The sequence below is a fragment of the Nodosilinea sp. LEGE 07298 genome (assembly GCF_015207265.1).
Taxonomy (GTDB): domain Bacteria; phylum Cyanobacteriota; class Cyanobacteriia; order Phormidesmidales; family Phormidesmidaceae; genus Nodosilinea.
In genome coordinates this window covers 1-4,332 of the sequence record NZ_JADEXE010000434.1, presented here as the reverse complement: position 1 = coordinate 4,332, position 4,332 = coordinate 1, and the positions used below count along the sequence as shown (strand labels likewise).

General features: G+C 59.9%; 2 protein-coding genes. One reads left to right on the top strand and one right to left on the bottom strand.

The genetic code is table 11. The features are described 5' to 3' along the window. Positions 1-880 (top strand): SDR family NAD(P)-dependent oxidoreductase (locus IQ273_RS31080; protein ID WP_194026952.1); only part of this gene is annotated, 880 nt, incomplete at its 5' end. 2 nt (positions 881-882) lie between these two features. Here IQ273_RS31080 and IQ273_RS31075 read toward each other — a convergent pair. Beyond that, the coding region (locus IQ273_RS31075; protein WP_194026951.1) for a PAS domain S-box protein at positions 883-4,332 on the bottom strand (3,450 nt) is incomplete at its 5' end.

Below are 4,332 nucleotides of genomic sequence, written 5' to 3'. Positions count from 1 at the left end.
CTACCTGACGGGGCGCACGCTGACGGCGACGGACGAGTCGGTGGGGTCGCTCGAAGAGACCGCTGAGGCGGTTAGTCAGGCGGGCGGGGTGGCGGTGCTGGTGCAGGTTGACCACAGCGACGATGACCAGGTGCGCGCCCTGTTTGAGCGCATTGAGACCGAGCAGGCGGGGCGGCTCGACCTGCTGGTCAACAATGCCTATGCTGGGGTATCGGCGCTCAAAGCCGCCTACGGCAAGCCCTTTTGGGAGGCTGAACCCGACTTTTGGGATGCCTGCAACAATGTGGGGTTGCGCAGCCACTACGTCGCCAGCGTCTACGCGGCTCGCCTAATGGTGCCGCAGCGGCGAGGGCTGATCTGCACGCTCTCGTCGTGGGGCGGGCTGTCGTACATTTTTGGCGTGCCCTACGGGGTGGGCAAGGCCGCCTGCGATCGCATGGCCGCCGATATGGCCGTAGAGCTAAAAAAATATCAGGTCACCTCGCTCTCGATCTGGCCTGGCATTGTCGGCACCGAGCTGATGACTCAGTTTGCCGCCGAGATGGGCCTGGGGGGGAACTCTGGCGGCGGGGCTCAAGCAGACTCTAGCAAGTCTAATTACAACTGGGAAACGCCCCTGCTGACGGGTCGAGTGATGGCTGCCCTGGCCGCAGACCCTGAGGTGCTGCGCCGCGCTGGACAGGTGCAGATCGTGGCCGAACTGGCCCGCGAGTATGGCGTGGTGGATGCCGATGGGCACCGACCGGCTTCCCTGCGATCGCTGCGGTTTGTGCTGCCCTCGGCGGTGCCGGGGCTGCAACCTCACGCCGACCTGGTGCCCGATATCGAACTGCCCTGGCCGTTTTTGCTGCTGGGACCGCTGGGATCGCCCAAGGCTTGAGGCTAGAGCAACCCCACCAGCGCCTGAATGAGGGCGGCGGGCTGCACGGGTTTAGGCACATGTCGCTGAAATCCGGCGGCTAGGGCCTGCTCCTGATCAGACTCGCGGGCGTAGGCGGTCAGGGCGATCGCTGGGATCTGGCCGCCTTCCTCGGTGGGTAACGCCCTGATCTGCCGCATCAGCATGTAGCCATCCATCTCGGGCATGCCAATATCGCTGATTAAAACCTGGGGCTGCGACTGCTTGAGGGCCTCTAGAGCGGCTTGGGCAGAGGTAGCTGAGACCACACTGGCCCCGGCCTGCTCCAGCAGGAAGACAATAAAATTGCGGGTATCGTCATCGTCATCGACTACTAAAACGTGAGTGCTACGCAGATTTAGCGCGGGTGCTTTGATGCGGGCCTCCATATCGGTGGCAGGCTGGTTGGCCAGAGTCGGTAGGGTGACGGTAAAGGTTGCCCCCAACCCTTCGCCAGCGCTATCGGCCCGAATGGTGCCACCGTGCAGTTCGACCAGGTGGCGCACGATCGCCAGACCCAGGCCCAGACCGCCAAACTGCCGTGTCGTAGCGCTGTCGGCCTGGCGAAAGTAGTCAAAAATGAGGGGCAGAAAGTTGGGGGCAATGCCCTTGCCGGTGTCGGTGACGGTAACTTCGGCCTGGTTGTCGTCATTTCTGGCCAGCCGCACCACAATCTGCCCCTTGGCGGGGGTGAACTTGACCGCGTTAGACAACAGATTCCACACTACCTGCTGAAGGCGAGTGGCATCTCCTGAAACCAGGCCAATGTTGTCGTCGAGGTGAACGTCAAGGTGAATCGATTTGGCCTCTGCCGCCAGCCGCACAGTTTCGATCGCGGCGCGGATGGTGGCGGCCAAATTGACCGTAGTGGCGTTGATCTCAAGCTTGCCCCGCAGCATGCGCGACACGTCGAGCAGGTCATCGATTAGCTCGGTTTGCAACTTGGCGTTGCGCTCAATGACGGCCAGAGCCTGCTTAGTTTTAGCTTCGCTCAGGGTGCCATTTTGCAGCAGGGTGGCCCAGCCCAAAATGGGGTTGAGCGGCGATCTGAGCTCGTGGGAGACGACAGCCAAAAACTCATCTTTAGTGCGGCTGGCGGCTTCGGCGGCGGCGCGGGCGGCTTGTTCCTGCTGGAGAAGCTGGCTGCGCTGGTGTTCGAGCTGTTTTTGGTCTTCAATGTCGGTGGCGGTACCAAACCACTTGATCACCTGTCCCTGGGGGTCTTTCATCGGTACCGCCTGGTGCAAGTGCCAGCGATAGACCCCGTCGGCCCGGCGCAGGCGGCCTTCGGCCTGATAGTTGGTGCCTGTCTGCTGAGCGATCGCCCAGTTCTGCGCCAGGTCAGGCACATCGTCGGGGTAAACGGCCACCTGCCAGCCCTCGGTTTTCACCTGGTCGAGGGTAAGCCCGGTAAAGGTCAACCAGCGCTGATTGGCATCAACAATTAATCCCTCGTTATTGGCTGTCCACACCAGTTGAGGAATGGATTCGGCCAGGTAGCGGTAGCGCTCTTCGCTCTGGCTGAGGGCTATTTCAGCCTGTTTGCGATCGCTCAAGTCGGTAATCAGCGCCACAAACCCTTCCACCTCCCCCCGGTCATTAATGCGGGGTACGTAGGTAGCGGTTAGGTAGCGAATGCGGCCATTTTTAGATTCGACGGAGCGCTCAAAAGTGACCTGCTGCCCGGCCAAAACCTGTTCAATATAGGGGCGAATCCGTTCATAAGAGTCCTCTTCCATCACATCTCGGATGTGCCGACCGTAGAGATCGGCGGCAGACTGGCCAAACCAGTCTTCATAACCCTGGTTGTTAAAGCGGTAGCGCTGCTCAGCATCGACAAAGGCAATCAGGGCGGGCACAGCATTGGTGACTAGCCGCAGTTCGGTTTCGCGCTGGCGCAGGGCTTCTTCGGCCTGCTTGCGATCGTGAACATCAAAACACGAGCCGATATAGCCTAAAAATTCGCCATCGGCCGCAAAGCGGGGTTCGCCTACATCAAAGATCCAGCGATGAGTGCCGTCTCTGTACCTGAGCCGGTATTCCATCTGAAATGGAGTGCGGGCATTAAAGGCATTGGTGTAGGTGCTCAGGCAGTGCTGAAAATCATCAGGGTGAATGCCCTCGGTCCAGCCGTCGCCGATCTCCTGCTCGGTGGTGCGGCCCGTAAAGGCCAGCCACGATTGGTTGAAGTAGGTGCAGCGCTGATCGAGGCCGGAGATCCATACCATCATCGGGGCGGCATCGGTCATCTGCCGAAAGCGGGTCTCACTCTCGCGCAAATTGAATTCGGTGCGCTTGAGCTCAGTGATGTCAATGGCAGCCGCGTAGATCAGCTTCTCCTTCGGGTAAGACCGGGCATTCCAGAGAAACCAGCGGTAAGACCCATCTTTGTGTCGATAGCGGTTTTCAAAGGAGAGGGTTTCGCGATGAGCCGCGAACAGGCTGATATCTTCGGTAACAGTTTTATAAATATCGTCGGGGTGGACAAATTCAAGCCAGGGTCGAGCGATCATTTCGGCTGGAACCCAGCCCAGTATGCGCTCAAAGGTGGGGCTAACCCACTGAAAATAGCCGTCGCTGCTGCTGACCACCTGCAGGTCTGCCCCCACCGTTAAAAACCGCTCGCGATCGCGCTTGGCTCGGCGGCGATCGCTAATCTCGGTAAATAAAATGGCAAACTTGCGGCGCTGCGGGTCATCCAGGGCAAAGGCGCTGACGTCAAACCAGCGGCCCAGGGCCGCCGCTTCATGCTCAAACTGGCAGGGTTCGCCGGTTGCCAATACTCGGCTGTAGGTCTCAACCCAAAAGTCTTCCAGGTTGGGTACCAGTTCTTTCGCCGTTTTGCCCACCATTTGCTCCATGCCGCTCAGAGTTTCAAAGGCTGGGTTAATTTCTAAAAAGCGGTAGTCTGTTGGTTCGCCGCTGTCATCAAACAGCATTTCGCAGATGCCAAAGCCCTCGTCCATTGACTCAAACAGAGTGCGGTAGCGGTGCTCGCTGCGCTGTAGGGCGATTTTAGTTTGCTGCCGCAGCTGGGCCAGCTTGAGGGTGGCCTCTACCCGAGCCAGCAGTTCGCGGGCCGAAAAGGGCTTGGTTAAATAGTCATCAGCCCCCGCCGCCAGCCCTTCCAGTCGAGCCTCGTCCCCGGCCCGCGCCGACAGCAAAATAATCGGTAACTCCCTGGTGTGCGGGTCAGCCCGCAGCCGCAGCAGCAGCTCAAAGCCGTCTAGCTCAGGCATCATGACATCGCTGAGGATCAGATCGGGGGGCTGCTGCCCGATGGCCGCCAGCGCGGCTTGGCTATCCCGCACGGTTTCGACCACATACTGCTGACTCAGCAATCGCTTGATGTAGGCGAGCACATCGGCGTTGTCATCGACAAGCAGAATGCGGGCAGCAGTGGGGAGCGGGGCTAGGGCTGGGGAGGATGAGGG